This is a genomic window from Lysobacter sp. A378 (assembly GCF_054052125.1).
This window is the reverse complement of sequence record NZ_JBSVRK010000004.1, coordinates 247,530-273,750: the sequence shown is the minus strand read 5'-3', so window position 1 is coordinate 273,750 and position 26,221 is coordinate 247,530. Positions and strand designations below refer to the sequence as shown.

Annotated in this window: 25 protein-coding genes, 1 other RNA gene and 1 pseudogene; 13 read left to right on the top strand and 14 right to left on the bottom strand. The window is 64.7% G+C overall.

The annotated features are described in order from the left end of the window. Positions 1 to 271: 271 nt before the first annotated feature. The 6 genes from rpiA to ACW7G1_RS14065 all read right to left on the bottom strand — a co-directional run bounded on the left by rpiA (position 272) and on the right by ACW7G1_RS14065 (position 2,883). Complete coding sequence (rpiA, locus tag ACW7G1_RS14090; protein WP_456980377.1) at positions 272 to 934, bottom strand: ribose-5-phosphate isomerase RpiA; 663 nt, start codon at positions 932 to 934, stop codon at positions 272 to 274. A gap of 6 nt (positions 935 to 940) precedes the next feature. Continuing rightward, positions 941 to 1,411: an EVE domain-containing protein gene (locus ACW7G1_RS14085; RefSeq protein WP_456980376.1), complete on the bottom strand. Its 471-nt coding sequence runs from the start codon at positions 1,409 to 1,411 to the stop codon at positions 941 to 943. After that, complete coding sequence (locus ACW7G1_RS14080; RefSeq protein ID WP_456980375.1) at positions 1,408 to 2,010, bottom strand: 5-formyltetrahydrofolate cyclo-ligase; 603 nt, start codon at positions 2,008 to 2,010, stop codon at positions 1,408 to 1,410. The genes ACW7G1_RS14085 and ACW7G1_RS14080 overlap by 4 nt, the downstream gene beginning before the upstream one ends. Before the next feature lie 110 nt (positions 2,011 to 2,120). Further along, a non-coding RNA gene (gene ssrS / locus ACW7G1_RS14075) (6S RNA) lies at positions 2,121 to 2,308 on the bottom strand. A 54-nt stretch (positions 2,309 to 2,362) separates the two neighbouring features. Continuing rightward, on the bottom strand, positions 2,363 to 2,665 hold the full coding sequence (locus tag ACW7G1_RS14070) for a cell division protein ZapA (protein ID WP_456980374.1): 303 nt from the start codon (positions 2,663 to 2,665) through the stop codon (positions 2,363 to 2,365). Next, positions 2,662 to 2,883, bottom strand: coding sequence for a TIGR02449 family protein (locus ACW7G1_RS14065; protein ID WP_456960729.1), 222 nt, complete (start codon positions 2,881 to 2,883; stop codon positions 2,662 to 2,664). The genes ACW7G1_RS14070 and ACW7G1_RS14065 overlap by 4 nt, the downstream gene beginning before the upstream one ends. A 181-nt stretch (positions 2,884 to 3,064) precedes the next feature. Here ACW7G1_RS14065 and ACW7G1_RS14060 point away from each other — a divergent pair, with 181 nt between their 5' ends. Beyond that, complete coding sequence (locus ACW7G1_RS14060) at positions 3,065 to 3,622, top strand: UPF0149 family protein (protein ID WP_456980373.1); 558 nt, start codon at positions 3,065 to 3,067, stop codon at positions 3,620 to 3,622. A gap of 1 nt (position 3,623) precedes the next feature. Next, a complete protein-coding gene (locus tag ACW7G1_RS14055; RefSeq protein ID WP_456980372.1) occupies positions 3,624 to 4,949 on the top strand; it encodes an aminopeptidase P N-terminal domain-containing protein in 1,326 nt (441 codons plus the stop codon). Positions 4,950 to 5,038: 89 nt separating this feature from the next. Here ACW7G1_RS14055 and pepQ read toward each other — a convergent pair whose 3' ends face one another. From pepQ to rph, 7 genes are all read right to left on the bottom strand, one after another. Further along, positions 5,039 to 6,385 (bottom strand): Xaa-Pro dipeptidase, encoded by a 1,347-nt coding sequence (gene pepQ, locus ACW7G1_RS14050; RefSeq protein WP_456980371.1) that lies wholly within the window; start codon positions 6,383 to 6,385, stop codon positions 5,039 to 5,041. A 90-nt stretch (positions 6,386 to 6,475) separates the two neighbouring features. Further along, a complete protein-coding gene (locus ACW7G1_RS14045) occupies positions 6,476 to 6,838 on the bottom strand; it encodes a PilZ domain-containing protein (RefSeq protein ID WP_456980370.1) in 363 nt (120 codons plus the stop codon). Further along, positions 6,835 to 7,200: a DUF1631 family protein gene (locus ACW7G1_RS14040; protein WP_456980369.1), complete on the bottom strand. Its 366-nt coding sequence runs from the start codon at positions 7,198 to 7,200 to the stop codon at positions 6,835 to 6,837. Before ACW7G1_RS14040 ends, ACW7G1_RS14045 begins: the two co-directional genes overlap by 4 nt. Next, positions 7,088 to 9,106 carry a DUF1631 family protein gene (locus tag ACW7G1_RS14035; protein WP_456980368.1) on the bottom strand — a complete coding sequence of 673 codons (2,019 nt, stop codon included), beginning with the start codon at positions 9,104 to 9,106 and terminating at the stop codon, positions 7,088 to 7,090. The genes ACW7G1_RS14040 and ACW7G1_RS14035 overlap by 113 nt, the downstream gene beginning before the upstream one ends. Before the next feature lie 105 nt (positions 9,107 to 9,211). Continuing rightward, on the bottom strand, positions 9,212 to 10,369 hold the full coding sequence (hemW, locus tag ACW7G1_RS14030) for a radical SAM family heme chaperone HemW (protein WP_456980367.1): 1,158 nt from the start codon (positions 10,367 to 10,369) through the stop codon (positions 9,212 to 9,214). Next, positions 10,366 to 10,977, bottom strand: a complete 612-nt coding sequence (gene rdgB, locus ACW7G1_RS14025; protein WP_456980366.1) for an RdgB/HAM1 family non-canonical purine NTP pyrophosphatase — start codon at positions 10,975 to 10,977, stop codon at positions 10,366 to 10,368. Before rdgB ends, hemW begins: the two co-directional genes overlap by 4 nt. A 10-nt stretch (positions 10,978 to 10,987) precedes the next feature. Then, positions 10,988 to 11,743 (bottom strand): ribonuclease PH, encoded by a 756-nt coding sequence (gene rph, locus ACW7G1_RS14020; RefSeq protein ID WP_456980365.1) that lies wholly within the window; start codon positions 11,741 to 11,743, stop codon positions 10,988 to 10,990. Between the two features lie 123 nt (positions 11,744 to 11,866). Here rph and ACW7G1_RS14015 point away from each other — a divergent pair, with 123 nt between their 5' ends. The 9 genes from ACW7G1_RS14015 (at position 11,867) to ACW7G1_RS13975 (ending at position 21,543) form a co-directional block, all read left to right on the top strand. After that, positions 11,867 to 12,727: a YicC/YloC family endoribonuclease gene (locus ACW7G1_RS14015; RefSeq protein WP_456980364.1), complete on the top strand. Its 861-nt coding sequence runs from the start codon at positions 11,867 to 11,869 to the stop codon at positions 12,725 to 12,727. A 2-nt stretch (positions 12,728 to 12,729) separates the two neighbouring features. Further along, entirely contained in the window at positions 12,730 to 13,350 is a 621-nt protein-coding gene (gene gmk, locus ACW7G1_RS14010; protein WP_456980363.1) for a guanylate kinase, read from the top strand. Between the two features lie 113 nt (positions 13,351 to 13,463). Beyond that, positions 13,464 to 13,763, top strand: coding sequence for a DNA-directed RNA polymerase subunit omega (gene rpoZ / locus ACW7G1_RS14005; protein WP_456980362.1), 300 nt, complete (start codon positions 13,464 to 13,466; stop codon positions 13,761 to 13,763). A 132-nt stretch (positions 13,764 to 13,895) separates the two neighbouring features. Next, positions 13,896 to 16,085 (top strand): RelA/SpoT family protein, encoded by a 2,190-nt coding sequence (locus ACW7G1_RS14000; RefSeq protein ID WP_456980361.1) that lies wholly within the window; start codon positions 13,896 to 13,898, stop codon positions 16,083 to 16,085. Between the two features lie 48 nt (positions 16,086 to 16,133). Beyond that, complete coding sequence (locus ACW7G1_RS13995) at positions 16,134 to 16,517, top strand: RidA family protein (RefSeq protein ID WP_456960742.1); 384 nt, start codon at positions 16,134 to 16,136, stop codon at positions 16,515 to 16,517. Then, positions 16,510 to 18,663: an ATP-dependent DNA helicase RecG gene (gene recG / locus ACW7G1_RS13990; protein ID WP_456980360.1), complete on the top strand. Its 2,154-nt coding sequence runs from the start codon at positions 16,510 to 16,512 to the stop codon at positions 18,661 to 18,663. The genes ACW7G1_RS13995 and recG overlap by 8 nt, the downstream gene beginning before the upstream one ends. A 39-nt stretch (positions 18,664 to 18,702) precedes the next feature. Then, complete coding sequence (locus tag ACW7G1_RS13985; protein WP_456980359.1) at positions 18,703 to 19,656, top strand: nucleoside hydrolase; 954 nt, start codon at positions 18,703 to 18,705, stop codon at positions 19,654 to 19,656. Between the two features lie 81 nt (positions 19,657 to 19,737). Continuing rightward, complete coding sequence (locus ACW7G1_RS13980; RefSeq protein ID WP_456980358.1) at positions 19,738 to 19,998, top strand: type B 50S ribosomal protein L31; 261 nt, start codon at positions 19,738 to 19,740, stop codon at positions 19,996 to 19,998. 243 nt (positions 19,999 to 20,241) lie between these two features. Further along, a complete protein-coding gene (locus tag ACW7G1_RS13975) occupies positions 20,242 to 21,543 on the top strand; it encodes a citrate synthase (RefSeq protein WP_456980357.1) in 1,302 nt (433 codons plus the stop codon). A 128-nt stretch (positions 21,544 to 21,671) separates the two neighbouring features. Here the strand turns inward: ACW7G1_RS13975 and ACW7G1_RS13970 are convergent, their stop codons facing one another. Then, on the bottom strand, positions 21,672 to 24,203 hold the full coding sequence (locus ACW7G1_RS13970) for a penicillin-binding protein 1A (protein ID WP_456980356.1): 2,532 nt from the start codon (positions 24,201 to 24,203) through the stop codon (positions 21,672 to 21,674). 226 nt (positions 24,204 to 24,429) lie between these two features. Between ACW7G1_RS13970 and ACW7G1_RS13965 the strand changes: the two genes are divergently transcribed. Together ACW7G1_RS13965 and ACW7G1_RS13960 are read left to right on the top strand one after the other, a co-directional pair. Continuing rightward, positions 24,430 to 25,488, top strand: a complete 1,059-nt coding sequence (locus ACW7G1_RS13965; protein WP_456980355.1) for a pilus assembly protein PilM — start codon at positions 24,430 to 24,432, stop codon at positions 25,486 to 25,488. Next, a pseudogene (locus ACW7G1_RS13960) lies at positions 25,488 to 26,211 on the top strand (PilN domain-containing protein); the annotation flags it as partial. The gene ACW7G1_RS13965 and the pseudogene ACW7G1_RS13960, both read left to right, overlap by 1 nt. Between the last annotated feature and the right edge of the window lie 10 nt (positions 26,212 to 26,221).

The following is a 26,221-nucleotide window of genomic DNA, read 5'->3' as shown; positions in this document are numbered from 1 at the left end:
GTGAAACGCACACGCGCCGATGGTAGTGTGGCCTAAGCCATGCAAGAGTAGGTCATTGCTGAGCATTTACACCGAAGGCCGGTCCCCACAAGGGGCCGGCCTTCTTCTTTGGGCGAGAATCCATTTTTCCTGCGTCATCCCCACGGATTTCCTGCACCATCCCCGCGAATTTTCCGCGTCATCCCCGCGAAGGCGGGGATCCATGGACGTCGAACCGTAAAAACAAAACCCCCATGGGTTCTCCGGCGACCGCAGGAAGTGCAACTGGTGCTTACAGGAACCGTGCGGGTTCCCCGCCAATAATCACCACGTCAGCTGCCCGCCGGGCGAACAAGCCGACGCTGACCACGCCGGGGATCTGGTTGATCGCAGACTCCAGCCCAACCGGGTCGGTGATCGCCAGGCCATGGATATCCACGATCGTGTTGCCATTGTCGGTGACCACGCCACGCCCCTCCGCATCCTGCCGCCACACGGGTTGGGCGCGGGTCATGGCGAGTATCTCGCGCGCGACCAGGCTACGGGCCATCGGGATGACCTCGACTGGCAATGGAAACCGACCCAGCACGTCGACGCACTTGGACGGGTCAACCACGCAGACAAATTTGGTGCTGGCCTCGGCGATGATTTTCTCGCGGGTCAGCGCGGCCCCGCCGCCCTTGATCAGGCGTTTGTGCGGATCGCATTCATCTGCGCCGTCGACATACAGCGACAGCTGGCCGGACGCATTCAGGTCCAATATTTCGATGCCGTGGTCACGCAGGCGCCGGGTGCTTTGCTCGGAGCTGGAGACCGCTCCCTTGATGCGATCCTTGATTCGACCGAGGGCGTCGATGAAGTAGGCGACGGTAGAACCCGTGCCGACACCGACAATCATTCCGTCCTCGACGAACTCGATGGCCTTTTCCGCAGCAAGGCGCTTGGCTTCCGACATCCGGGGTTACTCCAGGGAAAGCAGGTAGTTGTACTGGTGAGCAGAGACCGGGAACACCGACAGGCGATTGCCGCGCCGAATCAACGCGAACTCTTCGCCCAGCTCGTCAGCGTGTTGCTTGATCTCGTCCAGGGCTATGGTGCGGGACAGCTTGCGCTCGAATGTCACGTCCACCAACTGCCAACGCGGTTCTTGCCGTGTGGCCTTGGGGTCATAATAATCTGACTCGGAGTCGAATTGGGTCTCGTCGGGATAGGACCCGGTTGCGACGGTGGCAGTACCGACGATACCGGGAACCTTGGTATTGGAATGGTAGAACAGTACCCCGTCGCCAATCGCCATGCCGTCACGCATGAAGTTGCGCGCCTGGTAGTTGCGCACGCCGTTCCATGGTTCGGTTCCAACCCGCTCCAGATCGTCGATCGAAAACGCTTCGGGCTCGGATTTCATCAGCCAGTATCGGCGGCGTTTGCTCATGGATTCTTGGGTCTGTGGAGGCTGAAGTGGGATGGGGTGCACACGGCGTCCATGGGAATGTCCCATTCGGCCGCCTCAAGTGTATCCACGCGCTGGAGGTCGAAGGCAACCCCGACCATCCACGGCGGCGGCGGCCGGCTTGCTTGCCGGAACGCGAAACTACGATCGTACCAGCCGCCTCCCATGCCCAAGCGTTGGCCGGTCGTATCGAACCCCACCATCGGCACCACCACCAGGTCGAGTTGATCGGCTTCGAGCAATTGCCCCGGGCCGACTGTGGGCTCCGGAATCCCGTACCGGTTGTCGATCAACGGGTCGCCAGCACGCCATGGCGCAAAGCACAGCCTGCCCGCGGAAAGCACCGGCAGACAGTAGATACATCCGTTGGGAAGTCCAGCCTGCCACGTGTCCAACGCAATTTCGCCGTCCATGGCCCAGTAGCCGGCCACGTGGCCGCCGGCTGGTGCAAATGGAAGGCTGAGCAGGTTCCCGGCCAGACACTCGGCGGCACGGGTGCGCTCGGATTCCGGGAGGGCACGGCGGCGGGCGCGTAGTTCGGTGCGCAGTTGCCGACGGCCTGCCGTCTGTTCCACCGTCATCGTGCTTGTCCTGTCCGACAGTGGCGGTGCGCCAGCCCGGTGTGGAGGGGGCTGGCGCGATCCTTGATAGCACTGGCCGACAGCAGCAACCGGCTGCCAGCTGGAAAGAAAAATCCTCCGCCGATGGCGATGCGCGCGAAACGACCTTGAACCCGAGGTTCAAGTGGGGACGCCTGGAGGCCGTCGGGCTTTCCGCTACGAGGGCGGACTTGCACGCCGGGCTTCCGTTGCACCCCCGCGGTCGCAATTAAGGGACAAGGTGTATGTTTGCGCACGCGGTCGTCCACAGCAGAGGACGTGACTCGAGTATAGCGCGGTGGCCGCAAACCGGTAGCGATCTGTCGCCAGGTGTTCAGCTCGCCGATGAGTCAAACAGCCCGTCGAGCTTGCGGTTCAAGTCACCCAGGGTGCGCGTCAGCTCCTGCGCACCTTCTGCGTCCTGGTCGCGGATCTGTTGCAGTTCGTGGGCGAAATTGAGTGCAGCCAACACGGCGACGCGGTCCAGGGCAGCCATGCGGTTGCTGCCGCGGATCTCGCGCATCTTGGTGTCGAGCAACTTCGCCGCCGCGATCAGGCTGTGCTGCTCGCCGGGTTCGCAACCGACGGTATATTCGCGGTCCAGCAGGCGAATGCTGACGGGTTGGTTGGTGCTCAAGTGTGTTGCTCCAGCGATTTCAAGCGAGCGATCATGCCCTCGACCCGGGTCCGTGCCTGCTCGTTCTTGGCCAGCAGCGCAGCGCGTTCGCTCGACAGGGTTTCCTGCTGTTGGCGCAGGCTCCGGTTCTCATCCTGGAGTTTGCGCATGCGCTCCGCCAGCTGGTCCACGCGAGCGGCCAACGACTGCATTTGGGAAATCAACGGGGAGCGATCCATCTTGGCACGATAGGCAGCGGCGGGCAGGCGGTCAAGAAGGCCGGTGAGGCAGACCGGCGGATTGGTTCAGTCAGCCGCCGGGCCAGCGTGCTCAACGCGTCCGAATAATCCGGGACCTCACCCTCGATGGCACCTTGGCGACGTTGCTAGACTGGAGGCCCTCCAATGGCGGTGATCGTCCATGACGCAAAGCTCCACCCCAGAACTCCCCACCCACGCTGCCGTGGAAGCTGAAATCAATCAGCTGGCCTTGTCCACCCCCGCTTCCGAGCTTCACGGCGGCCTCTGCGGCTGGCTTTCCGGCGGTGGTGCGAACGTGCGGCAATGGCCCGGCAAGGTGCTGGTCGACGACGCTGTTGCCAGCCCCGAGGAGGGCAGCCCGCTGGATGAGTTGCGCCTGGCCAGTGCAGAACAGCTGGCCGATCGCAGCTTCGATTTCGCGCTGCTGTTACCCGATTCCGGCAGCTCCCTGGCCGCCCGCAGCGGTGCAGTCTTTGATTGGTGCCGAGGCTTCCTGGGCGGCTTTGGCCTGGCGGCAGGGGCGAACCCGCCGTTGTCGGAGGAAAGCACCGAGGCGCTGGGCGACCTGGCCAAGCTTGCGGCCGCACACTCGCAGGATGAGGGTGATGAGGACGACGAAGCGGCGCTGGCCGAGATCGAGGAGTTCGTCCGCGTAGCGGCGTTGTTGGTGCATGGCGACTGCGTGCTGGCCCCCCAACACCGGCAACGACTGAACTGACATGGCCAATCCGTTGGCGATGCCGATCAAGGCCCATGCGCGGCGGCGCAAGCAGTTGATGGAAGTCGCCGGAGACGACAGCATCTTGATCCTGCCGGCAGCGCTGGAGCGGATCCGAAACCGCGACACCCACTATCCCTACCGGCAGGATTCCGACCTTCTGTATCTGACCGGCTTTCCCGAGCCCGAGGCGGTGCTGGTGCTGGTCCCCGGCCGCAAGCATGGCGAGACCCTGTTGTTCTGCCGTGAGCGCGACCGGGACCGGGAGGCTTGGGACGGGCCGCGATTCGGGCCCGAGGGTGCAGTGGAAGCGTTTGGGCTGGACGATGCCTACCCCATCACCGACCTGGACGACATCCTGCCGGGCCTGCTCGAAGGTCGTTCGCGGGTGTACTACCCCTTTGGTCGCGATGCCGAGTTCGACCTCAAGCTGATCGGATGGGTCAACCGGGTGCGCGCAATGATGAAGATGGGCAACCGGGCGCCGCACGAGTTCCTCGAGTTGGGCCATCTGCTCGACGAGTTGAGGTTGTTCAAGGATCGCGACGAGTTGCGACTGATGCAGCGTGCAGTCGACATCACCGTGACGGCGCACCAGACGGCGATGCGCGCGGTTCGGCCCGGAATGCAGGAGTACCAGTTGCAGGCGGAGATTGAACGGGTTTTCCGTGCCAATGATTCGGTGCCTGCCTACAGCAGCATCGTCGGTACCGGGTCCAATGCTTGCGTGTTGCACTACGTCGCCAACAACGGTCCGATTGCCGATGGTGACCTGGTGCTGGTGGATGCGGGCGCGGAGTATCGCGGTTATGCCGCCGATATCACCCGGACCTTTCCGGCCAACGGCCGTTTCAGCACGGAGCAACGGGCGCTGCACGATCTGGTCGGTGACGCCCATGCAGCGGCGCTGGCGCTGGCGCAACCGGGCATCGCGTACGCGGCCGGTCATGACGCGGCGGTCGCGACCCTGACCGAGGGACTGCTCAAGCTGGGCTTGCTGAAAGGCAAGCTGGAGAAAAGTATCAGTGACGGCAGTTACAAGCGTTTTTATCCGCACAAGACCGGACACTGGATCGGCGTCGATGTCCACGACGTCGGCGATTACCGGATCGATGGCGAGTCGCGCCTGCTGGAACCGGGGATGGTGTTCACGATCGAGCCGGGACTGTATGTGCGGCCGGATGACGCCAGCGTTGCCGCCAAATGGCGCGGGATCGGCATCCGTACCGAGGACGACGTGCTGGTGACCAGGGACGGCCACAAGGTGCTGACCGGGAAGCTTGCAAGAAGTGCGGAGGAGATTGAGACGTTCATGGCGCAGGGTTGAGCGAGCGCCGGTAATGAGCAACGTCGATAGTAAAAAAGCCCGGCCGGAGCCGGGCTTGCTGGTAGTCGGCGGCGGCCGTTGCTACCGGCTCACGCGGCGTTCGCGGCAAAATCCTCGCGGGTGAGGTTGATCGGGTCGCCATCGGTGCAGACCACATCGTCCTCGATCCGGATGCCGCCGTATGGACGGAAGGCGGCGACCTTGTCCCAGTTGACCGACTTGGCCTGTGGGCCCTTCTTGACCTCGTCAAGCAGCATGTCGACGAAGTAGATCCCCGGCTCGATGGTCATCACCATGCCCGGTTCCACCACACGGGTGGTGCGCAGGAACGGCTGGCCTTCGGGCTGGGCAATGGTGCCGCCGCGGTCGGATTCGGCGAAGCCGGCGACGTCGTGCACCTGAAGGCCGATGCCATGGCCGATCCCGTGCGGGAAGAAGGCGTTGCTGACGCCGGTTTCCAGCGCGGCCTCGGGCGACAAGTCGATGATGCCGAAGTCCTTGAGTACGGCGGATAACTTCAAGTGCGCGCCAAGGTGGAGCTGTTTGTAGTCGAAGCCGGCGCGTACCTCGTCGCACATCTTCAGCTGGGCGGCATCGACGGCGTCGATCAGTGACTGGAACTCGCTGTCGCGATCAAAGGCATAGGTGCGGGTGATATCGCTGGCGTAGCCGTTGTAGCTGCCGCCGGCATCAATCAGGAAGCTGCGCATCTGCGCCGGCGGCGTGGTTTCCGCATCGGAATAATGCAGCACGGCGCCGTGCTCGTTGAGCGCCACGATATTGTGGTACGGCAGCTCGTTGGGATCCTGGCGCGCCGCGGAGCAGTAGGCCATGTGGATGTCGAACTCGCTCCTGCCTGCGCGGAATGCGGCTTCTGCGGCCAGGTGCGCACGCACGCCAATGCGCGTTGCGCCGCGCATCATCATGATTTCGTACGGCAGTTTGAACGCGCGATGGTAGTCCAGGTAATTCACCACCGCGGCCGGGTTGTTGGGCACGAAGTTGCGCTGGTCGTCGCTGCCAAGAGCGCTTTGCGGCTCCCCCAGGATCGCGCAACGCGCCGGGTCGGCCGGCAGGTGTTGCAGGGCCTCTGCGCTCTTGCGGATGATGATGATCTCGAACTCGTCGACCCAATAGCCCTCGGGCGCACGGGGCACGACGTGCCAATAGTCGAACGGCTGCAGGTAGATGAGCTTGGGCTTCTGGCCAGGAGTGAACACCAGCCAGCTGCCGGGGTTCCGGGTCAGTGGAGCCCAGGCCTTGAACTGGGGGTTGACGGCGTACGGGTAGTCGCGATCATCGAATACCTGGTAGTGAATGGTCCCGCTGGGAATGACCAGGTGATCAAAACCGCCAAGCTCCAGAGCCTGCGTGCTGCGACGCTGCAGTTCCACCACGTAGTGGGAATAGGCGCTCGCCAGATCTTCGGTTGCCATGTCAATCCTCTTTGGGTCAGTGGTGCAATTCTGACCGATTAGTCGCCACGGCGCAGGGGACATTGGGCATGGCTGCGAGGAGTCTGCGGGTCATCTGGGCCGCGCAAGCCAGCCGTGCAGGCGTTGCCGATAGGGCTCCGGCAGGTTGATGAAGCGCAGCCCGACCCAGGTCCGCTCCGGGTTGGAGGTGGGTGCTTGCCACAACACGTGCGCCCCGACTTCGATCAACGATGCCGGGCTGTCGGTGCTGTCCAACTGGAACTGCAACTGATACAACCCGTCGTCGACCAGTGCGACGTTTGAGATCAGCAACATGCCCGTCTCCGACACGTTCCCAAGCAAGCCCAATGTACGGTCGGTCATGCAGTCGACAACCGCGATCACGCCGTCGGCGGGCCGGCGGACACCACGGCGCTGATCGCAGCCGTCCTCGGTGGTGGCGATGGAACTCACGGTGAAGTCTCCTGCGGTGGGTCCTGGCCGACCAGGCTGCGCAGCGCGCCCAGCGTCGCCTGCCAGGCACGGTCGACCACGCTTTCACGCTCGCTGCCGAGCACTGCTGCCTGGCCCACGGCGAGCAGCCGCGCGACCTGGTCCAAACTGTCGTGTTGCCCGGCATCCTCCACCCGTTGGCCACGCCGGTTCACAAACAGCGAACGCCCGGTCACCGGGCTGTACCACGCCAGGCGACGCCGGATCTTGTCACCTTGCTGGTTGGTCGCAAACTCGATCCAGGTACCGAATGGCAAGCTGCGCAGATGGTTGTAGCACGCCTGCTCGCGTGGATTGCGCTCCTTTTGAGGCGCTGTCGGCACCGAGCCGGGTCCTTGTGCGGAGCTTGATCGCCAGTTCGGTACGCGAGGCCGGATCGTGTTCTTCTTCGGCCGCGCCGACCAGGCGACTGGCAATCGCACTGGCTTCCTGGCCCTGATAGCCGACCAGTCCCAAAGCCTCCTCGACCCGGGGCTGGAGCTCGTCCCCGGCGGGCTGGCCGCCGGTGCTGGTGGCGACGATGGCGTCGGTGGCCTCAACCAGTTCCTGCCATTGGCCGGAATCCTGGCCATGGCGCAGCAGCGTCAGGCTCAGCACATCGACCCAGGCCTGGTCGAGCACATTGCGTTGGAACCGGGGTACCGCCGCGTCGCCGATGGCCGCTTTTACGGTGTCGGCGGCGTGTTGTTTTGCCAGATCCAGCTTGTCCCGTCCGCGAGCCGCTTCCACGTGACGGCGCTCGGCACTTTCGGCCTTGCGCGCCAGGGATTGCTGATGCTCGTCCAGGACCTGGTTGGCTGATTCAAATACGGTCTCGTCGCCGCTGTAATGCTCGACGACATGCTCGACCGCCTGGCCCAACTGCTGGTCAAGCTGAGGATCGACTTCATCCTCTGCGATCCAGCCGGCCCCGGCCTGGGCGACCGCGTTGAGCAGCTGGCGTGCAGGATGGTCGCCGCGTATGAAGAAACCACGATCCTGCAGCGCGACCCGCAACAAGGGCACCTGCAAGCGTTCCAGCAGGCCGGCGCTGGGGGTGTCGCGCCGCAGTTCGCGACCGATTTGTGCATACAGCAGGCCAAGCAGTTCGAAGGTCTCGTCGTCCTGCGGCGACAGCGACGTCGCATGGCCGCGCTGCTGTCGACTCTGCACCAGCAGGGCCTGCCGGATCTGGTCGGTACTGCGCCGATTGCCCGCCGTCGCGGGTTGCACCTGGAGCTGATGCAACGCGGCGTCAACCTCGGCGGTGGCCAGCGCGATCCTGGCCGGCGTGGAAGCGTCGGCGCCGGTGCCAGCCGGGGCCTGGCGCATCTCGCGCCGCCTTGCCAGCAGCAGATCCAGCTCCTGCCGCGCGAGAGCTTGAATATCCTCGTCGCTGGCGACACCAAATTCGGCGTGGGCTCGTCTATCGCCCGTTGTGACAGGTGCTGCAGCAATGGGGTCGGCACTGTCGGTGCGCTTGCCGGTGTCGTCGATCTCGACCCGCAGGGCAGGACCTGCTCCGCGACTCTTGCGCAGGGGAACAAAAGCCAATCCTGGCAGGACGTTGCCTTTTTCCAGCAGCGAGTTCATCAACTCCGCCAAGGCCGGGTAGCCGGCCATCAACTGACCGTCGAACCGCTGATAGAGCGACAATCGCGTGTCCAGGTTGAGGGACAGCTCGGCGCAGGTCTCGGCGAATATCCGGCCCAGGCACTGCGGCCCCACCGGGAGTCGCGCCGCCTCGAATGCGGGCATTCCGGCCAACACCCCGAATCGTTGGCCCAACAGCAGCAGCGGCAACCCCGCGCGCGATTCCTGGCGGCGCGCCATGGTGGCCAGCATGGCGTCCTCGGCGATCTCGTCATGCTCGAGCAGGCGTAACTGACCGGATCGCTGAACCGGCTCGTGCGGGTCGAGCGCGGCGATCGCACCGGCGGTTCGCAGGTTCCACAGGGTGGTTTCCAGTCTGGCGAGGAAGCGCGGAACGAAGCTGTCGCGTTGTTCACGCAAACCGCGCAAGTCATCGAAGTGCCCCGATTGCAACGCCGTGTTGCGGGCGCTGTCAGCCAGTCGAAACAGGTCTTGTTCCACCGTCTCCAACACGCGCTCCAACTCGTGGCCGAGCCTGGCCGCCAGCTGCGCCTGCAGTTGCACCAGCAGGCCATTCACACGGGTCGGCAACGGCAAGGTCGCCACGGCAGCGTGTGGTGCTGCTGGCGTGGCAGGCGGATCCTGATGTTGCGGCATGTTGGTCAGGCTCCCCCCGAGCCGCTGGCGCGTCTGGCAGCAAACGGTGCCTGACAGGTCGGATTATGACCGAAACGCACCGGTATCGACGGCGCGGCCAAACCCTCACTGATCGAGGAACAACGACACCACGTCGTTGGTGAAGCGCCGTCCCAATGGGGTGGGCTGCACATGGTCGTTCTCGATCGCCAGCCAGCCGCGATCGACTGCAGTCTGCAGTTGGGACGCGATCGTCGCCCGGGATTGACCCGTACGCGCTTCGAAGCCGGCCATGCTGAACCCGTCCACCAACCGCAGCGCATTGAGCATGAACTCGAATGCGCGGCGGTCTGGTGCCACCAACTCCTGGCCACCAATCGCGGCGGGGGTACCGGCATCGGCCAGGTAGCGGGTGGGGTGTTTGTGCTTCCAGCGCCGCAGGATCGACTGGTCGTGGCCCTGGGTGATCTTGCCATGCGCGCCCGCGCCGATCCCGAGGTAGTCGCCGTATTTCCAGTAATTGAGGTTGTGCGCGCATTCGCGGCCGGCCCGCGCGTAGGCGCTGACTTCGTACTGGCGATAACCGGCGCTGGCCAGCATCGCCTGGCAGTGCTCCTGCATGTCCCAACTGCCATCGTCATCGGGGATGCCCGCCGGCGGACGGGCGGCGAACACGGTGTTCGGCTCCAGGGTCAACTGGTAGTGGCTGACGTGCGCGGGTTGCAATGCGAACGCGCGCGTGAGGTCGTGCTCGGCCATCGCCAGGGTTTGTTGCGGCAGCGCGTACATCAAATCAAGGTTGAGGTTGTCGAACCCCGCATCCTGGGCCAGTTTGACCGCGGCCTCGGCCTCGGCGCTGTCGTGGATCCGTCCCAACCGCTGCAGGCAGCCATCATCGAAGCTCTGGATGCCAAAGCTGAGGCGGTTGACGCCGGCGTCGCGGTAGCCTTCGAAGCGGCCGTGCTCGGCGGTGCCGGGATTGGTCTCCAGCGTGATCTCGCAACCGGGCGCGAACCGCAACCGTGAACTGGCGCCCTGCAGGAAGCGGTCGATGAATTCGGCGGGCATCAGGCTGGGAGTGCCACCACCGAAGAACACCGACTGCACCGTGCGGCCCCAGACCAGCGGCAGGTCGAGATCCAGATCGGCCAGCAGCGCCGCCACGTAGGCGGCAAACGGCAATTTGCCGCGGCCTTCGTGCGAGTTGAAATCGCAGTACGGGCATTTGCGTACACACCAGGGGATGTGGACGTATAGCGACAGTGGCGGCGGGGCGAGGGTCATGCGGTCATTGCAGGCAACAAAGTGAGCTTCTCGCGCAGGATCGCCAGCGCGCGGCCGCGGTGGCTGACGCGGCTCTTCGCTACCGGTTCCAGTTCGGCTGCCGTCTTCCCGGTTTCCGGGTCGAGGAACAGCGGGTCGTAGCCGAAGCCGCCGGCGCCGCGGGTCGCGGTCAGGATCCGGCCGTGCCATTCGCCCTGCGCGATCAGCGGGCGCGGATCATCGGCATGGCGCAGCAGTGCCAGGGTGCAGTGGAAATGGGCACCGCGTTGCAGCTCGGGCACTCCGTCCAGCGCTTGCAGCAGCTTGTCGATGTTGCGTGCCGCATCGCTGGGTTCGCCGGCGTAGCGCGCCGAATACAGGCCGGGCGCGCCATTGAGCGCATCGACGCAGAGTCCGGAGTCATCGGCCAGCGCCGGCAGTCCGGTGGCCCGGGCGGCGTGGCGCGCCTTCAGCAGCGCGTTCTCGACGAACGTCAGCCCGGTTTCCTCGATGTCTCCGACCCCGAGTTCGCCCTGCGCGACGAATTCGATGCCTGCCTCGCCGAGCAGGCGGTTGAATTCGGCCAGCTTGCCGGTGTTGCCGCTGGCGACGACGATGCGGACGCTCACAGGCGCGGGCTCAAAGGCCGAGCGCTTCGCGCTGCTTCGCCACCAACTCGGTAATGCCTGCTTCCGCCAACGCGGTCATTGCCGCCAACTCTTCGCGACGGAATGCGTGGCCCTCGGCGGTGCCCTGCAACTCGATGAAACCGCCGCCGTCGTTCATGACCACGTTCATGTCGGTGTCGCAGTTGCTGTCCTCGGCGTAGTCCAGGTCCAGCACCGGTACGCCGCGGTAGATGCCCACCGATACGGCCGCTACGGCGCCGAAGATCGGTGAACGCCCCGCCTTGGACTTGATGTCGCCGCGCTTGATCATCCAGTTCACAGCATCGGTCAATGCCACATAGGCGCCGGTGATCGCCGCGGTGCGGGTGCCGCCATCGGCCTGGAGGACGTCGCAGTCCAGGGTGATGGTGCGCTCGCCGAGTGCCTTGCGGTCAATGCAGGCGCGCAGCGAGCGGCCGATCAGGCGCTGGATTTCCAGGGTGCGACCGCCCTGCTTGCCGCGCGCGGCCTCGCGGTCGTTGCGGGTGTTGGTGGCGCGCGGCAGCATGCCGTACTCGGCAGTCACCCAGCCCTCACCCTTGCCGCGCAGGAAGCCGGGCACCCGGTTTTCCACGCTGGCGGTACACAACACGCGGGTGTCGCCGAAGCTGATCAACACCGAGCCTTCGGCGTGGCGGGTAAAGGCGCGCTCGATGCGGACCTCACGCAACTGTTCCGGCGTGCGACCGCTGGGTCGTGAAAATTCGTTGCTGCCGGTGGTTGACATGGTGCGGACTGCCGTTGAAGTTAGGGGGTTTTGGGTGGGCGAGTTTACCATTCGCATCAATCGCCCCCATCGGGCACCCCGGCACCCAGCCGTCTCCCCGCCGTTCATCACAGGATATTGCGCATGATTCGCAGCATGACCGCCTTCGCAAGCAGCGAGAGCGTCACCGAATGGGGGACGCTGAGTTGCGAGTTGCGTTCGGTCAATCACCGCTTTCTGGAGATCGGTGTCCGCTTGCACGACGACTTGCGCGCGCTGGAGCCGGTGCTGCGCGAGCGAATCGCCGCGCGCATCGCTCGCGGCAAGGTCGATGTCACCGTGCGGTTGCGCTCGCCTGAAGGTGCCGGCGGGCTGCACGCCGACCCGGTCCGGCTGCGCGAGTTGGGCGATCTGGCGACCGAGCTGTCCAATCGTTTCCCGGGCCTGCATACCGAGTTCACCCAGCTGTTGCAGTTCCCCGGTGTGTTGCAGGCACCGGCCACCGATGCGGCCGCGTTGCAGGCCCGGGCGCTGGGGTTGCTGGACACCGTGCTGGACGAGTTCATCGCCGCCCGTGAGCGCGAAGGCGGCAAACTGGCGGCGGGTATTGCCGAGCGTGTTGACGGCATTGCCGCCATCGCCGCGCAGGTGCGGGAGCTGATGCCGGTCATCCGGGCCGCCCAACGTGCCAAACTGGAAGGGCGGCTGGCGGATCTCGCCCAGCCGGTGGAGCCGGGCCGGATGGAGCAGGAGCTGGTGATGTGGCTGCAGAAGCTCGATGTCGATGAAGAGCTCGACCGGCTCGACTCGCACGTGGTCGAGGCGCGCCGCGTGCTGACCTTGCGCGAGGCGGTGGGGCGCCGGTTGGATTTCCTGCTGCAGGAGTTCAACCGCGAGGCCAATACGCTGGGTTCCAAGTCGGTGGATGGGCGCAGTTCGGCTGCCGCGATCGAGTTGAAGGTATTGATCGACCAGGTCCGCGAACAGATCCAGAATATCGAATGAGCATGCGCGGAACTCTCTACATCGTCGCCGCGCCCTCGGGTGCGGGAAAATCCAGCATCGTCAACGCGGTGCTGGCCCGCGATTCGAACATCCGGCTGTCGATATCGTTCACGTCACGGCCGGCACGCCCCCGCGAGCAAAATGGCGAGCATTACCACTTTGTCGACGAGTCCGAATTCGAACGCATGGTTGCTGCCGGCGACCTGTTCGAGCATGCCCGCGTCCACGGTGACTGGAAGGGCACCGCGCGCCAGTCGGTCGAGCCGCAACTGGCGGCAGGAAAGGACGTACTGCTGGAAATCGACTGGCAGGGTGCACGCCAGGTCCGTCGCAAGTTGCCCGGAGCGGTCAGTGTTTTCATCCTGCCCCCTTCGCGCGCCGCGCTGGAGCTGCGCATGCGTGCGCGAGGCCAGGACAGTGAGGAAGTCATTGCCCGTCGGCTGGCCGCCGCCCGCGAGGAGATGTCGCACTACGGCGAATTCGATTACGTCATCGTCAATGACGATTTCAACGTGGCTGTCGACGAGATGTGTGCGATTTTCACCGCCAGCCGCTTGCGGCGTGACGCCCAGGTGGCGCGCCACGGCAAGCTGATCACCACGTTGCTGGCCGACGACCGGTGATGGCTGCGTAACTGCTTGATTCCAAAAGACGTGACTTGCCCTGCATTGCCCACAGTCGCTATAATCGCATCCCCTTTGCATCTGTATTGACGGCCCCGGCCGTCAGGAGCCCCATGGCCCGCATTACCGTAGAAGATTGCCTGGAAGTGGTCGATAACCGCTTTGAACTCGTCATGATGGCGGCCAAGCGTGCCCGTCAACTCGCCACCGGCGTCGAATCCAAGATCGACAACAGCGAATCCAACGACAAGCCGACGGTGCTTGCCCTGCGCGAGATCGCCGCACGCGAGATCAACCAGGAATACATCGACGCGGTGGACAAGTCCGAGCGTGCCCGCAAGGAGCGCGAAGCGCTGGAGTGGGCCGCTGCCGAAGTGGTCACCGACGACGACCTGGCCAAGGGCGACGACTGACCCCGCATCGGCCGGTCGTCCGGCCTGTGTTGCTTTCGACACGACCCCGCCTTGTGCGGGGTCGTCTGGTTTTGGAAATCGACTTGAGCCCACGCGTTGCATGGCGTGGCGCCGGACGCGTAGATTGCCTCAATGACTTCTTTCGAGCCCGCCTGTAGTCGCCCCGGACCCGCTGTCGACAACGACGATGCGGCACTGCCCGACTACATGCGCGAGCTTGAGCAGGCCGTCCGCTACCTGACCGAGCCGCAACGCAAGTCGCTGCGCCGGGCATGGGCGGTGGGCGCGCAGGCCCACGCCGGCCAGGTGCGGCGGTCCGGCGAGCCCTACATCACCCACCCGGTCGCGGTTGCGCGGGTGCTGGCCGACCAGGGGCTGGATGTCGAGACCCTGCTGGCAGCGATCCTGCATGACACCATCGAAGATACCGCGCTGACCCGCGATTGCATCGCCGCGGAGTTCGGCGACACCGTGGCGGAACTGGTCGACGGCGTCACCAAGCTCGACAGGGTGCAGTTCCGTGACCGTCTGGAAGCGAACGCCGAGAGCTTCCGCAAGATGCTGTTGGCCATGTCGCGCGACCTGCGGGTGATCTTGATCAAGTTGGCGGATCGCCTGCATAACATGCGCACGCTGGGCGCAAAAGATCCCGAGTCGCGCCAGCGGATCGCCCGTGAAACGCTGGAGATCTATGCCCCGATTGCCCAGCGGCTGGGCATGAACCTGATCAAGGCGGAGTTGCAGGACCTGGGCTTCCGCGCGTTGTATCCGTGGCGCCATGCGGTGCTGGAAAAATACCTGCGTGACCAGCCGGTGGTCCGGCGCGAAGCCCTGGTGCAGATCGAGGCCAACCTCGCCCAGCGACTGGCCAAGGAGAAGCTGCCCAACCGACTGATCAGCCGGGTCAAGTCGCCGTGGAGCATCTATACCAAGATGGAAGACGAGGGAAAGAGCTTCGCCCAACTGATGGATGTGTTCGGCTACCGCATCGTGCTGACCTCGGTAGCGGATTGTTACCACGCGCTGGGCGTGGTGCACTCGACCTACAAGCCTTTGGATGCGCGTTTCCGCGACTTCATCGCGATCCCCAAGGCCAACGGTTACCAATCGCTGCATACGGTGCTGTTCGGTCCCTACGGCTCGCCGATCGAGGTGCAATTGCGGACCGAGGAGATGGACCTGATCGCGGAGAAAGGCATCGCCGCACATTGGTCGTACAAGGAAGGAAGCGACGGCCCCAACAGCGCGCAAAGCCGCGCCCAGCACTGGATCAGTGGACTGGTGGAGTCGCAGCGCACGGCCGGCTCGTCGCTGGAATTCCTCGAGAACGTCAAGGTCGACTTGTTCCCTGACGAGGTCTACCTGTTCACGCCGAAGGGTGAAATCCTGTCGTTGCCGCGCAATGCGACCGCACTCGATTTCGCCTACTCGGTGCACACCGACGTCGGCAACCAGGCGGTCGCCGCGCGCGTGGACGGCAAGCTGGTGCCGCTGCGCACCCGGCTGTCGAGCGGCGAGCGGATCGAGATCATTACCGCCAAGTCGTCGATGCCAAAGCCGCAATGGCTGGAGTTCGTGGTCTCGGGCAAGGCCCGCACCTCCATTCGCCAGCAACTCAAGAGCATCGAGCACGAGGATGCCGTGCAGCTCGGGCACCGGATGCTGGACCGTGCGCTGGAGGCGCTGGACAGCTCGCTGGAGCGGATCCCGGCGGCGCAGCTTGACAACTACCTGCAGGAAAGCCGTTACCCGCGCCTGGAAGCCTTGTTGGCCGACATTGCGCTGGGCAACAAGATGCCCAGGCAAGTGGCGTTCATCCTGGCCTACCCACCTGGCAGCGAAGGCCGGGCGGCCCCGAAAACGCCCGGCATCTCGCAGGCCCAGGACAAGATCCTGATCACCGGCGCGGAAGGCGGAATAATCAGCTTCGCCAACTGCTGCCTGCCGATCGCAGGTGACGAGATCATGGGTTACCACACCGCGGGCAAGGGGATCGTGGTGCATCGGCTGGACTGCCCCAATGTCGCCGACTACCGCAAGTCGCCGGACCGTTGGGTGCCGATCGGGTGGGATCGCAAGGTCAGCGGTGATTTCAGCGCTGCGCTGAGGATCGAGGTCGACAATCGGCCCGGCGCGCTGGCCCAGGTTGCCGCGGCGATCGCCGAGGCGAAGTCCAACATCGAGCGGGTCGAGTACCTCGAGCGTGATACCAATGTGGCCGTGTTGCGTTTCTCGATCGAGGTCACCGATCGGCGCCATCTCGCCAACGTGATCCGCAAGGTCCGCAAGTCCGGCGTGGTGATCGCGGTGCAGCGGATCTGAGCCCAGCCTCCTACAATGTGGGTTGACCCCGCCCCCTTTGGAGCCCGCATGTCCCGCACCCCCGTTCACAGCGACCACGCCCCGGCAGCCATCGGCCCGTACTCACAAGCCGTGCGCATGGGCCAGACGGTTTTCCTGTCCGGCCAGATTCCACTGGACCCGGCCACCGGCGAGATCGTTGCCGGCGACGTGACCGCCCAGGCGCGGCGCTCGTTCGACAATCTCAAAGCCGTCTGTGAAGCCGCGGGTGGCTCGCTGGAGCAGGTCGCCCGGCTTGGCTTGTATCTGACCGACCTGGGCGACTTCGCTGCGGTAAACGCGGTGATGGCCGACTATTTCCAGGCGCCGTATCCGGCCCGATCGACGATCGAGGTATCCGGCCTGCCGAAGGGTGCGGCATTCGAGGTCGACGCGATCCTGGTTCTTGGCTAGACGCGCCACTCGTCCCGCACCCGCACTGGCCGCGGTCGGCGAAAACCCGCTGACCGTATTGCCGGGTTGTGGACCGAAAATGGCCGAAAAGTTGGCCGCGCGAGGCTTGTCCTGCCTGCAGGACCTGTGGCTGCAACTGCCTCGCCAGTACGAGGACCGGACCCGGCTGACGGCGATCCGCGCGTTGCAGCCGGGTGTCGCCGTACAGATCGAAGGGCGCGTCGAAGCGGTCGAGCGCAGCTTCCGGTATCGGCCGATGCTGCGGGTGGCTGTGGGTGACGGGTCACGCGCGACGGTGACCTTGCGCTTTTTTCACTTTCGCGCCGCGCAGCTCGCCCAGTTCCAGCCCGGCGCGCGGATCCGCTGTTACGGCACGCCTCGCCCCGGCCAACTGGGGCTGGAAATCGTCCATCCCAGCTATCGGCTGCTGGATGAGGGGGCAGGTGACGAGCTGGGTGACCGGTTGGACCCGGTGTACCCGGCGATCGAGGGCGTCGGTCCGGCCTCGCTGCGGCGACTGATCGGGTTCGCCCTGGATCGCCTGCCCGGTGACGAGGCCATCGAGCTGCTGCCCGGCAATGTGCTGTCCTCGTTGCGGTTGCCGTCTTTGCGCGAGGCATTGTTGACGGTCCATCGACCACCCGGTGACGCGGACGTCACGGCGCTGCTCGCCGGTACCCATCCGGCGCAGCGGCGGCTGGCGCTGGAGGAGTTGCTGGCCCATCACCTCAGCCTGCGGCGCCAACGCATGGCCCACCAGGCGCACGCCGCACCGGTACTGGCCGACCACGCGCTGGCACGACGCCTGCGCGACAGCCTCCCGTTCCGCCTTACCGGCGCCCAGCAACGGGTGCTGGGCGAGGTGTTGGTTGATCTGGCCAGGCCCACGCCGATGCTGCGGCTGGTGCAGGGCGATGTCGGCAGCGGCAAGACCGTGATCGCCGCATTGGCGGCGATGGTCGCCATTGCCGGCGACAGGCAGGCCGCCTTGATGGCACCAACGGAACTGTTGGCCGAGCAGCACCTGGTCAACCTGCGCAGCTGGTTTGATCCGCTGGATGTCAGCGTCGCCTGGTTGGCTGGCAAGGTCACGGGCAAGGCACGGACGAAAGTGCTGGAGCAGGTGGCTTCCGGCGAGGCGCGGATCGTGGTGGGCACCCACGCGCTGATGCAGGAGGGGGTCGCGTTCCACGACCTGGCGCTGGCGATCGTCGACGAGCAGCATCGCTTTGGGGTCCATCAGCGCCTGGCACTGCGCGACAAGGGCGCAGGTGGCGTTGTGGGCGCGCACAGCGTCGTCCCGCACCAGTTGGTGATGACCGCTACCCCGATTCCGCGCACCCTGGCGATGTCGGCCTATGCCGACCTTGATGTGTCATCGATCGACGAGTTGCCGCCCGGACGGACGCCAGTGCAGACCGTCGCGCTCAGTGGCGAGCGCCGCCCCGAGCTGGTTGAGCGGATCCGCCAGGCCTGTGCCCAGGGCAGGCAGGCGTATTGGGTCTGCACGCTGATTGACGAGCCGGAGGAAGGTGGCCGCGCCGGCAGTGCGCTGAAAATCGAGGCACAGGCGGCGCAGACGACTTTCGAGGCCCTGTCGGGACAGCTCCCGCAGTTGCGTGTCGGTCTTGTCCACGGCCGGATGAAGTCGCCGGAAAAGCGCGCGACGATGGCAGCGTTCAAGGCGGGTGACATCGACCTGCTGGTGGCGACCACGGTGATCGAGGTCGGCGTGGACGTGGCCAATGCCTCGCTGATGATCATCGAGAACGCCGAGCGGCTCGGGCTCGCCCAGTTGCATCAGTTGCGTGGACGGGTGGGGCGGGGCAGCACGGCCTCCAGTTGCGTGTTGCTGTATCGCTCGCCGTTGTCGATGTTGGCGCGGCAGCGGCTGGAAACCATGCGCGAGACCAACGATGGCTTCCTGATCGCGGAGAAGGACCTGGCGCTGCGCGGTCCCGGTGAATTGCTGGGCACCCGCCAGACCGGCCTGGCCGAGTTCCGGCTGGCCGATCTGGTTCGTGATGCCGACCTGTTGCCGCAGGTGCAGGCACTGGCCGAGCAACTGCTGGTCGACGCGCCGCAGGTTGCCGACCGCATTGTGGCGCGCTGGATCGGAGCCGCCGTACGCTATGCGGGTGCCTGATCCTGCGACATCCCAATGCCCAAGGACGATAATCACCTGATGACTGATCATTCGACGACTGAACCCCGAATCCCGCTGCTGATCGATACCGACCCCGGTGTCGACGATGCGCTCGCGCTGCTGATGGCCTTCAACGACCCTCGTCACGAGGTGGTCGGGCTGACTATTGCTGCCGGCAATGTCGGCCTGTCCCACACCGTCGCCAATGCACTGAAACTGTGCGAGGTGGTCGGGGCGGATGTACCGGTATTCGCCGGCTGCGCATCGCCGCTGCTGCATCCCGCCGACGATGCCGCGCACGTGCATGGGCAGGATGGCTTTGGAGACGCCGGACTGACTCCACCGGTGCGTCGCATGGAAACCGAACACGCGGCGCTGGCGATCCTGCGGCTTTCACATCAATACGCAGGGCGCCTGCTGCTGGTCGCACTGGGGCCGCTGACCAATCTCGCCCTGGCGCTCAAGCTGGACCCCAGCTTGCCGGCCCGGATTGATCGGCTGGTGGTGATGGGCGGGGCGGTGACCGGGCACGGCAACATGACCGCCGTGGCCGAGTTCAACATCGGGTTTGATCCGGAGGCCGCGCACGTGGTCATGTCGGCTTTCGACCGGTTTGAGCTGGTGGACTGGGAGGCGACCATCGCCCACGGCCTGCACCACGATGACGTGGTGGAATGGCTGGCAGCTGACAGCGACGCGGCACGTTTCTTCGAGGCGATATCGCGCCAGACCCGGGAATGGTCGATCGACCGGCGCGGTGACAAATGGCTGGCGGCCGATGCCCTGGCGATGGCGCATGCCTTGCAGCCGCAGGGCGCCCTGTCGCAGTTGGCACGCCCGGTGGCGGTCGAACTGGATGGCCGCCACACCCGTGGCGCGACGGTGGTGGATTGGCTGCAGATGAGCGGCGCGCCCGACAATGCGTCGATCCTGATGCAGTACGACCAGCGCCGATTCGAGCAACAGGTCCAGTCGGCATTGGCCGCCCGCTAGAAGGTTGTCCGTCGTACTTGCACAGCCTTGGGCAGGGCCGTTATACTTTCCCGCTTCCTTCCGCATAATTGGTGAGTGCCAATGAAAGCCGGCATCCATCCCGAATACCGCCCGGTCGTGTTCCAGGACGTGACCAGCGATTTCCAGTTCCTGACCCGCTCGACCCTTGCCGATTCCAAGATGGGCAGCAAGGAATCGATCAAGTGGGAAGACGGCAACGAGTATCCGTTGATCAAGGTCGACATCTCGTCGGCCTCGCACCCGTTCTATACGGGCAAGCACAAGATCATGGATACCGGTGGTCGCGTGGACAAGTTCCGCAAGCGTTACGCCCAGAAGTAATTTTCGGCGGCGCACGGCGCTGTATCCGGGTTATCAACAACGGCTGCCAAAAGGCGGCCGTTGTCGTGTCTGGGAGCCTGATTGCCACGCCATTGCAACACTGCGTCTCCGTCCGCGGACATCCGCGCGCCGGCCATGCGGTACAGCATTGTGTGATAATTGGACGTTCGCGGCGTGGCCGCGATCCTTTGTCCCCCTTCCCGTTCGCGCATCGCGCGAATGCGTAGACAAGAGGAGTGTTTCGTGTCCGAGTCACCGTCAGGCCTGAGCCAGGCCATCCTGTCCGTCGGCGATAGCCGCGTCGAGCTTCCGGTGCAGCAGCCCACATTGGGCGCACCCTGCATCGACATCGGCAAGTTGCCCAAGGGTACCGGCTGCTACACCTACGACCCCGGCTTTACCGCCACTGCCAGCTGCAAATCCGCCATTACCTACATCGATGGCGAGAACGGAGTACTGCTGTACCGCGGCTACCCGATCGAGCAACTGGCCGAGAACTCCAACTTCCTGGAAGTCGCCTACCTGCTGATCAACGGCGAGCTGCCCAGCAAGCCGGAGTTTGCCGCGTTCGAGAGCGACGTCACCCATCACACGATGATGCACGAGGCGTTCAAGGGCTTCCTGGGCGGGTTCCGCCATGACGCGCACCCGATGGCGATGCTGGTGGGCATGCTCGGCTCCATGGCCAGCTTCTACCACAACGACCTGGACCTGGATGACCCGCAACAGCGCCGTCTGGCTGCGATCCGCCTGATGGCCAAGGTGCCGACGATCGCCGCCGCCTGTTACCGGCATTCCATCGGCTGGCCGCTGCGCTATCCACGCAACAACCTCGATTACACCACCCGCTTTCTGCACATGCTGTACGAGGTGCCCAGCGAGCCGCTGGAGCTCAACCCGATCGCGGCCAAGGCGATGGACCTGTTGTTCATCCTGCATGCCGACCATGAGCAGAACGCCTCGACTTCCACCGTGCGCCTGGTGGGATCGACCGGTGCCAACCCATATGCGTGCCTTGCCGCCGGCGTTGCCGCGTTGTGGGGGCCCGCCCACGGTGGTGCCAACGAGGCCGTGCTCGGCATGCTCAACGAGATCGGCCGTCCGGAGAACGTGCAGTCGGCAATCGACAAAGCGAAGGACAAGGAGTCGGGCTTCCGCCTGATGGGCTTCGGCCACCGCGTCTACAAGAACTACGATCCGCGCGCGGCGCTGGTGCGCAAGATGACCCACGAGGTCCTGGGTCAGCTGGGGGTCAACGACCCGTTGCTTGAGGTTGCCCTGAAGCTGGAAGAGGCGGCGCTGAAGGACGACTACTTCGTGGAGCGCAAGCTCTACCCGAACGTCGACTTCTACTCCGGCATCATCTACAAGGCGCTCGGCATCCCGGTGGAGATGTTCACCGTGATGTTCGCCATCGCGCGCACCGCCGGTTGGGTGGCCCATTGGCTGGAGCAGCAGGACGATCCGGAAAACAAGATCGGCCGTCCGCGCCAGATCTATACCGGGGCGGTCAACCGCGATTACCTCGGCATGGAACAACGCTGAGATCAGGTGCCAGCTCTGCGTTGACGCAACAAGTTGATGCAGCAATTTGATGCAACCAGAAACGCCCCGCATTTGCGGGGCGTTTCTGGTTTTACGACATGAGGCCGCGATCAGGTCGTCGGTGCTGCTCAGAAGATATCGAAGGTTTCTTCGGTCATGTCGGCCTGGTCCGCATTTTCATAGGCGGCGCGGCTCTGCATCCGCTCCAGGTCCTCGGTTTTGATCCACTCGTTGATCCCGCCGCTGCCGGCGGGCAGCAGGTTGCCATTGGCCGCCACCGAGACCTCGACCATGCCGTCGGGCGGCGTGTTGGTGGCCACCGCGCGGTCCTCCAGTGCGACCCGCATGTAGTCGATCCAGATCGGCAGTGCTGCCCGGCCGCCGTACTCGCCGCGACCCAGTGACTGGAAGTTGTCGCGACCCACCCACACCGTTGTGGCCAGCTTGCCGCCGAAACCCGAAAACCAGGCATCGCGGTGGTCATTGGTCGAGCCGGTCTTGCCGCCCACATCCTCGCGCCCAAGCACCTTGGCGCGGACGCCAGTGCCGCGTTGGACCACGTCGCGCATCATGGAAACCATCTGGTAGGCAATACGCTCGTCAATCGCGCGCGGCGCTACCACCAGGTCGGCGGGCGGATCTATCGGGGTCGTGTCGGCGTTGGCCTGGGCATCCGGCTCGGGCGCCGCAGGGGCGGTCGCGAGCGGTGCCGGACCGAAGTTGAAACCTCCCACCGTGGTCCGGTTGCTTGCCGATGCCGCGTTTTCGGATGGCCGGTTGCAGTAGCGGCAGGCCGTGGCCGGATTTTCCTCGAAAATCACGATGCCGTCGCGGTCCTTGACCGTCTGGATGAACCATGGATCGACCCGCGAGCCGCCGTTGGCAAAAACCGCATAACCCCGCGCGATCGACAGTGGCGTCAACGATGCGGTGCCCAGCGACATCGACAGGTTGGGCGGCAGGCTTGATTCCTCGAAGCCGAAATGACTGATGTACTTGCGTGCGTAATCAATGCCGATGGCGTCCAGCAGGCGCACCGATACCAGGTTGCGGGAACGCACCAGAGCCTCGCGCAGGCGCATCGGTCCCAGGAACCTGCCGTCGTCATTCTGTGGCCGCCACACGTGGTCGCGGCGATCCTTGAATACCACCGGTGCGTCGAGCACGATCGAGGCCGGAGTGAAGCCGCGCTCCAAGGCGGCGGAGTACAGGAAGGGCTTGAAGCTCGAACCGGGCTGGCGTCGGGCCTGGGTGGCGCGGTTGAACTTGCTGCCGGCAAAACTGAATCCGCCGGCGAGCGCACGCAGGGCGCCGGTGTCGGCTTCCAGCGACACCAGTGCCGATTGGGCGCGCGGGATCTGGGTCAACCCGTACCGGGGCGCGGCAGGCGCAGCCGGTTGCGCGCCGGTGTCATTGGCATCCTTGTCCGTGTCGGCGACCGGTGTGTCGGTGCGGTGTACCCGTACCAGGTCGCCACGCTTCAGCAGGCTGGCCGGGCTGCGACCACCCCAGCCATCCTTGGCCCCCAGCTCGACCTGCCGGCCGCTGGGCAGCACCACGGTGGCGCTGCTGCCCTGGGTAGCGAGCACGATGGCCGGCAACATGTCCGATTGGGTCGCGATCGGGCGCAGGCGTGCGCGAACGCTGTCTGCGTCCTCATCGGCCGCCAGGTCGAAATGCTGCTCTGCCCCGTGCCAGCCGTGGCGCTGGTCATAGGCGACCAGCCCTTCGCGCACCGCTTGATTGGCCGCGTGTTGCAGTCCCGGATCGATGGTGGTGGTGACGTGGTAACCCTTGGTCAGCGCTTCGGCACCGTAACGGGCGATCATTTCCCGGCGCACCATCTCCGAGACGTACGGCGCATACATCTGGATGGGTGGTTCATGCGCCGTGGCGTGCATGGGAACGGACTGGGACCGGGCCATCTGCGCTTTATCGATGAACCCCAGGTCGGCCATGCGCAGCAGGATGTAATCGCGACGTATGCGCGCACGCTCGGGATTGCCCAGCGGGTTGCCGCTGGACGGGAACTTGGGGGTGCCGGCCAGCGACGCGGTCTCGTCCAGGTCCAGTTCGTCCAGTTTCTTGCCGTAGTAGAACTCCGCAGCCGCAGCGATGCCGTAGGCGCGATTGCCGAAAAAGATCTTGTTGAGATACAGCTCGAAAATCTCGTCCTTGCTGAGCTCGCGTTCCATCCGCCAAGCCAGCATCATCTCGGCAATCTTGCGGGTATAGCTGTACTCGGAACTCAGGAAGAACTGGCGGGCGACCTGCTGGGTGATGGTCGAGCCACCCGGCACGCGGGTGTCGTCCGTGGTGGCCAACAACCAGACCGCGCGCGCGACACCTTTGTAGTCGACGCCGTGGTGCTCGTAGAAGCGGTTGTCCTCGATGGCAATGAAGGCCTGTTTCACGGTTTCGGGCACATCGTCGATGTCGATCGGGTAACGACGGGTCTCGCCGAATACCGACATCAGTTGCCCGTCGCGTGCGTAGATGGACATGGGCTCCTGCAATTCGACGTTGTGCAGGCTCTGCACGTCGGGCAACGTCGGCGCGATCAGGTAGTAAAGCGCGCCCAGGGCGATAACGCCGATCACTGCCAAAGCGGCAACGGTGAGGAGAGCCCAGCGCAGGACACGACGGAAGCGAGGTGACATCAAGGAGTTCCGGAACACAGTCATCAAGGTGGTGAAGTATATGATGGCGTCGGGATCGGCATCCGGCTTACCATTGCGCCGGCGCCGCATAGCGTCAGAAAGGGGCACTGGTGGGCAATTAGCGGGTAAGGTGGTTGCGGCTTTGTGAAAAGTCCGTTATCTAAGACGGGGCACACGGAGCTCGCGCAAGCGGGCCAGTGGTTGCAAGGGGCAAGGGGAGATAACAGTGGGCGTGATCAGCAAGAGCCAGCCGGCGCTCGTCGGTGTGGATATCAGTTCGACCGCAGTCAAGCTCCTGCAGCTTTCGCGGGCGGGTAACCGCTACCGCGTTGAGCACTACGCAGTGGAGCCGCTGCCACCCAATGCGGTGGTGGAAAAAAACATCGTCGAGCCTGAAGCCGTGGGCGAGGCGATCAAGCGTGCCGTCGCTCGCTCGGGAACCCGGGCCAAACACGCGGCTGCAGCAGTCTCCGGTTCCGCCGTTATCACCAAGGTGATTCCGATGGCGGCCGAGCTTGAAGGCGATGACCTGGAGGCGCAGGTAGAACTGGAAGCGGTCAACTACGTGCCGTATCCGATCGAAGAGGTCAACCTCGATTTCGAAGTGCTCGGGCTGGTTCCCGGCAGCACCGAATCGGTGCAGATATTGCTGGCCGCCTCCCGCTCCGAGAACGTCGAGATCCGCGTCTCGGCGCTGGAGATGGGCGGGTTGATCCCGAAAGTGATGGACGTTGAAGCCTTCGCGATCGAGAACGCTTTCGGCCTGCTGGTCGACCAGTTGAACGTGCCGAAGGACGGGTTGGTGGCACTGATCGACTCGGGCGCGACGATGACCACGCTCAATGTGTTGCGCAATGGTCGCAGCCTGTATGGGCGCGAGCAGGTGTTCGGCGGCAAGCAGCTCACCGACGAGATCATGCGCCGCTACAGCCTGAGCTACGAGGAAGCCGGTCTGGCCAAGCGCCAGGGTGGATTACCTGAGACCTACGAAGCCGAAGTGCTGGAGCCGTTCAAGGAAGCCATGGCGCAGCAGGTCAGCCGGTTGCTGCAGTTCTTCTACGCCGGCAGCGAGTTCAACCGGGTCGACCAGATCGTGATCGCCGGCGGTTGCGCCGCGATCCCGGGCATCGCCCAGATGGTCGAAGAGCAGCTTGGCGTGCCAACCATGATCGCCAATCCGCTGGCCCACATGACATTGGGCTCGCGAGTGCAGGCACATGCATTGGCCCAGGACGCGCCGGCACTGATGATTGCCTGCGGACTGGCCTTGAGGAGCTTTGACTGATGGCCCGGATCAACCTTCTTCCGTGGCGCGCCGAGCGCCGCAAGCAGCGCCAGAAAGACGCGATGATGATGCTGGCGCTGTCGGCGCTGGCGGCGGTGGTGCTGTCGTTCCTGATCGTGGGTTACCACAACGCCCAGATCGATGGCCAGACCGAGCGCAACAGCTTCCTGAAAGCGCGCATCGCCGAGGTCGACAAGAAGATCGCCGAGATCGACGAGCTCGACCGACAGAAGTCGAAGCTGCTGGCGCGCAAGGACGTGATCGAGAAGCTGCAGGCCAATCGCTCGCAGATGGTGCATCTGTTCGATTCGCTGGTGCGCACGATCCCCGACGGGGTCATCCTGACGGGGATCAAGCAGGACAACGAGACCTTGAGCCTGGAAGGCCGCTCGCAGTCCAGCGCCCGCGTCAGTACCTACATGCGCAATCTGGAAGGTTCCAGCTGGATGACGCAGCCGGAGTTGTCGATCATCGAGGCGAAGGGCTTCGAGAAAGGCCTGCCGTACGAGTTCAAGTTGCAGGTCAAGATGGCGAACCCGAACGCACCCGTCGATGAGGATGGTGACGGCGTGCCCGACGAGCCGTTACCCGAGGATCCGTTGCCCGAGGATTCTGCCGAGGTCGCCGCGACACCGGAGCTCCCGGCTGCCGAGCCAGGCGCCGAGGCTGCACCGGCAAGCGGGGCCGCAGATGACGCTGTCGGCACCAGCGCCGAATCAGCGGTTGCTGATGA

What these genes read in the sequence shown, in the direction of transcription:
- rpiA (WP_456980377.1), bottom strand. Translation starts at nt 934, where the DNA reads ATGTCGGAAGCCAAGCGCCTTGCTGCGGAAAAGGCCATCGAGTTCGTC.
- ACW7G1_RS14085 (WP_456980376.1), bottom strand. Translation starts at nt 1,411, where the DNA reads ATGAGCAAACGCCGCCGATACTGGCTGATGAAATCCGAGCCCGAAGCG.
- ACW7G1_RS14080 (WP_456980375.1), bottom strand. Translation starts at nt 2,010, where the DNA reads ATGACGGTGGAACAGACGGCAGGCCGTCGGCAACTGCGCACCGAACTA.
- ACW7G1_RS14065 (WP_456960729.1), bottom strand. Translation starts at nt 2,883, where the DNA reads ATGGATCGCTCCCCGTTGATTTCCCAAATGCAGTCGTTGGCCGCTCGC.
- ACW7G1_RS14060 (WP_456980373.1), top strand. Translation starts at nt 3,065, where the DNA reads ATGACGCAAAGCTCCACCCCAGAACTCCCCACCCACGCTGCCGTGGAA.
- ACW7G1_RS14055 (WP_456980372.1), top strand. Translation starts at nt 3,624, where the DNA reads ATGGCCAATCCGTTGGCGATGCCGATCAAGGCCCATGCGCGGCGGCGC.
- pepQ (WP_456980371.1), bottom strand. Translation starts at nt 6,385, where the DNA reads ATGGCAACCGAAGATCTGGCGAGCGCCTATTCCCACTACGTGGTGGAA.
- ACW7G1_RS14035 (WP_456980368.1), bottom strand. Translation starts at nt 9,106, where the DNA reads ATGCCGCAACATCAGGATCCGCCTGCCACGCCAGCAGCACCACACGCT.
- hemW (WP_456980367.1), bottom strand. Translation starts at nt 10,369, where the DNA reads ATGACCCTCGCCCCGCCGCCACTGTCGCTATACGTCCACATCCCCTGG.
- rph (WP_456980365.1), bottom strand. Translation starts at nt 11,743, where the DNA reads ATGTCAACCACCGGCAGCAACGAATTTTCACGACCCAGCGGTCGCACG.
- ACW7G1_RS14015 (WP_456980364.1), top strand. Translation starts at nt 11,867, where the DNA reads ATGATTCGCAGCATGACCGCCTTCGCAAGCAGCGAGAGCGTCACCGAA.
- gmk (WP_456980363.1), top strand. Translation starts at nt 12,730, where the DNA reads ATGCGCGGAACTCTCTACATCGTCGCCGCGCCCTCGGGTGCGGGAAAA.
- rpoZ (WP_456980362.1), top strand. Translation starts at nt 13,464, where the DNA reads ATGGCCCGCATTACCGTAGAAGATTGCCTGGAAGTGGTCGATAACCGC.
- ACW7G1_RS14000 (WP_456980361.1), top strand. Translation starts at nt 13,896, where the DNA reads ATGACTTCTTTCGAGCCCGCCTGTAGTCGCCCCGGACCCGCTGTCGAC.
- ACW7G1_RS13995 (WP_456960742.1), top strand. Translation starts at nt 16,134, where the DNA reads ATGTCCCGCACCCCCGTTCACAGCGACCACGCCCCGGCAGCCATCGGC.
- ACW7G1_RS13985 (WP_456980359.1), top strand. Translation starts at nt 18,703, where the DNA reads ATGACTGATCATTCGACGACTGAACCCCGAATCCCGCTGCTGATCGAT.
- ACW7G1_RS13980 (WP_456980358.1), top strand. Translation starts at nt 19,738, where the DNA reads ATGAAAGCCGGCATCCATCCCGAATACCGCCCGGTCGTGTTCCAGGAC.
- ACW7G1_RS13970 (WP_456980356.1), bottom strand. Translation starts at nt 24,203, where the DNA reads ATGTCACCTCGCTTCCGTCGTGTCCTGCGCTGGGCTCTCCTCACCGTT.